This window comes from Bradyrhizobium sp. P5_C11_2 (assembly GCF_054049755.1).
Map to the genome: position 1 here is coordinate 1 of NZ_JBFULT010000813.1, position 2,471 is coordinate 2,471.

1 protein-coding gene and 2 pseudogenes are annotated in these 2,471 nt (G+C 57.4%); all 3 read right to left on the reverse strand.

Going from position 1 to position 2,471, the window contains the following annotated elements; all coding sequences use genetic code 11:
• Positions 1-873: pseudogene (locus ACXJL8_RS38895) on the reverse strand (S8 family peptidase); the annotation flags it as partial.
• Positions 874-973: 100 nt separating this feature from the next.
• Positions 974-2,032, reverse strand: coding sequence for an AAA family ATPase (locus ACXJL8_RS38900; RefSeq protein ID WP_456686802.1), 1,059 nt, complete (start codon positions 2,030-2,032; stop codon positions 974-976).
• A gap of 199 nt (positions 2,033-2,231) precedes the next feature.
• Positions 2,232-2,471, reverse strand: a pseudogene (locus tag ACXJL8_RS38905) (LysR family transcriptional regulator); the annotation flags it as partial.

Here is a 2,471-nt window from a genome sequence, read left to right on the forward strand (position 1 = left end):
CTCTAACAGGTTGCGATCGCCGTGCACGATCAACGACGCCATTGCTGTGCCGTGCGTTCGCTCCCCTACGAGCGCGCGCGGTTCAAGTTGAAATTGATCGTCTACATTCAATCGTCCGCGGAGAAGCGGATGTTCAGAAACTGGTACTCCGTCGAGAATTGCAAGGATGGGGCTTTTTTCGCCCGCCGGCAAGGGCGGGGTTTCGGTGGCACGCGTCGCTTCTCCAGTTTCGATGTCCGATGCTACGCTCTGCGGGCGGATATGCATCACAGGGTCAAGGCCGCTAATGCCTTGAGATGATCGTTCAATCACGCGCCGCACAGCCGCAACGGGGAGTGTGATCAACAGGGAGTGGTAGGCAATTTCGCCAATTCGACACCGAGAGAGAATGCGGCCGCCTGCGGCACTAGTACTTGCAACAACGCTGTTTTCCGCCGCTTGTGCAATCTCCTCGTTGGCCCTGAATACTAGCTCAATCTCTAAAGTGAGGAGCGCGTCATCTGCCAAATCTTGGATTTCGTCGGCAAGGATGGCTCGATCCTCTTCTTGAACACGGTCCTTAGGGCCCCATACACGCAAATCTCGCAGAGTTGCGAACACATCACGCCAAGGCGTAAATCCCTCGCCCAATTCCTGACCTGAAGTCCATCGTCGCCATAGTGATAAGATATTCCGCAAAGCCTCCGCATCCGGGACCAAAAGATATGCCTCGGGCGCCTTGTCATGATCGTCGCTTTCGAGTTCTTCCTCGTCGATCAACTCAAGGCCAGGAACTCTCCGGATTGCATTTGCAAACGTGTTAATGGCGCCACGCAATTCAAAGACCAGCAAACGCTCAGGTGCGAGTGCAGATGGATCGGCTTGCAAGGTCAAGCCGGAGGGGTCGCGATTTAGCGCCGCTTCCAGCCGACGAAAACGGGGGCCGAATGAAGCGTTCTGCGCAGCGACGGAAAACTGTTGAGGCCGACCCGGATTACGGGGACTTCCGGGGGTCCGGTCTACGGGAGCGCTTGGCTCCAGACGAAGTAACGGCTTCGATGGATCGATCGCCATAAATGTTCTCAGGTCTTACGCGCGAGGCCCAAAGTTCCAATTCATTTGCTAGAGCGACGTCGATCGAAGTCTCGCCCAAGCCCAAAATCTGTCTACGTCTAACATTCTGGCAAAAATCTCGCGCTTCGGCGTAAGAGCTAGCGCTCAGTTGATTGGTAATCTCTACTGCTGACTTAGAAGGGTGGTCAGGCCATTGGCTAATAATACCTCCTATAAAGGAGGCTACCTCTTCTGTTCTAGGGGGCGGCAACGCTATCTTTAGTTGAAATCTACGCCATACGGCTCTGTCAAGCAACTCGGCATGATTGGTCGCGGCAATCGTTAGAACGTAGCTTGGCAGTTGATCGATCTGCATTAGCAAAAACGAGACGACCCTTTTGATCTCGCCAGTCTCGTGCTCATCTCCTCGCTCTTTTCCGATCGCATCAAACTCATCGAAGAAAAGTACGCATGACTGCGTGCGAGCGTAGTCAAAAAGGGCTCGTAGCCGCGCGTTGGTCTCGCCCAAATAGCTTCCAACTAGCGCGTCGTAGCGTACCACGAAGAAAGGCAAGGCTAGCGCTTCGGCTATTCCTTCGGCGAACGATGTCTTGCCATTCCCCGGCGGCCCTGAAAGCAAGACTCGGTGGCGCGGCTCGTACCCATGCGCACGCAGTACGTCCGCGCGTGCATGTTCCTCCACCAATTGCATGCCTTCGGTGCGTGCGGGAAGTGGAAGCACAAGGTCGTCCAAACGGACGCGAGGGGTCAGTTCTAGGATCGTGTCCCGGCCGGGCGTTTGCTGCGTGCGGGACGAAGTGACCAAGCTAGGGGGGGYCACGGCTACCGCTTGGAGCGCTCTCTCTAGGCGGTCGGCCAGAAGATGATGGCTCTTAGCGCGCTCGTCCGCCATAAGTGCTTCGACGGTTGATCGGAGCATGCCTTTGTCGCCGGTTGCACCAGCGCGAACGAGGGAGACGAGGAGGTCACTTTTGGCCATGCCCGAACCTTACACGTCAATCGTTGATAAAGCACGTAACGTGAACTCTGATTGGGAGCTAGGGTTCTCCGGCTGTGGAAACTGTCGTACAGAGAGTATCCGTCGAGCAGAGTGGGGCAGGCGAGACGGGTCCAGCAACTATTTGAAACGGCATTGATTATCGGCTTTGCCAGCTTAGGCACTCTCTCCGCCGTCAGCCTCATCCAACCACCCGCCACCTGCCATCCCCCGCGCGCTTCAGCGCCGGGTCGCTCACCCGCACATGCTCCGCCAGGAAGTCGATGAACGCGCGCACGCGGGCGGGCAGGGGGGCGGTGTGGCCGACATAGACGGCGTGGATGTCTTCGCGGTCGCCGGGATTGTAGCTTTGCAGAACCGGCACGAGGCGGCCGGATTCGATGTCGGGGCCGATGTGGAAGAGGGCGAGGCGGGCGAGGCC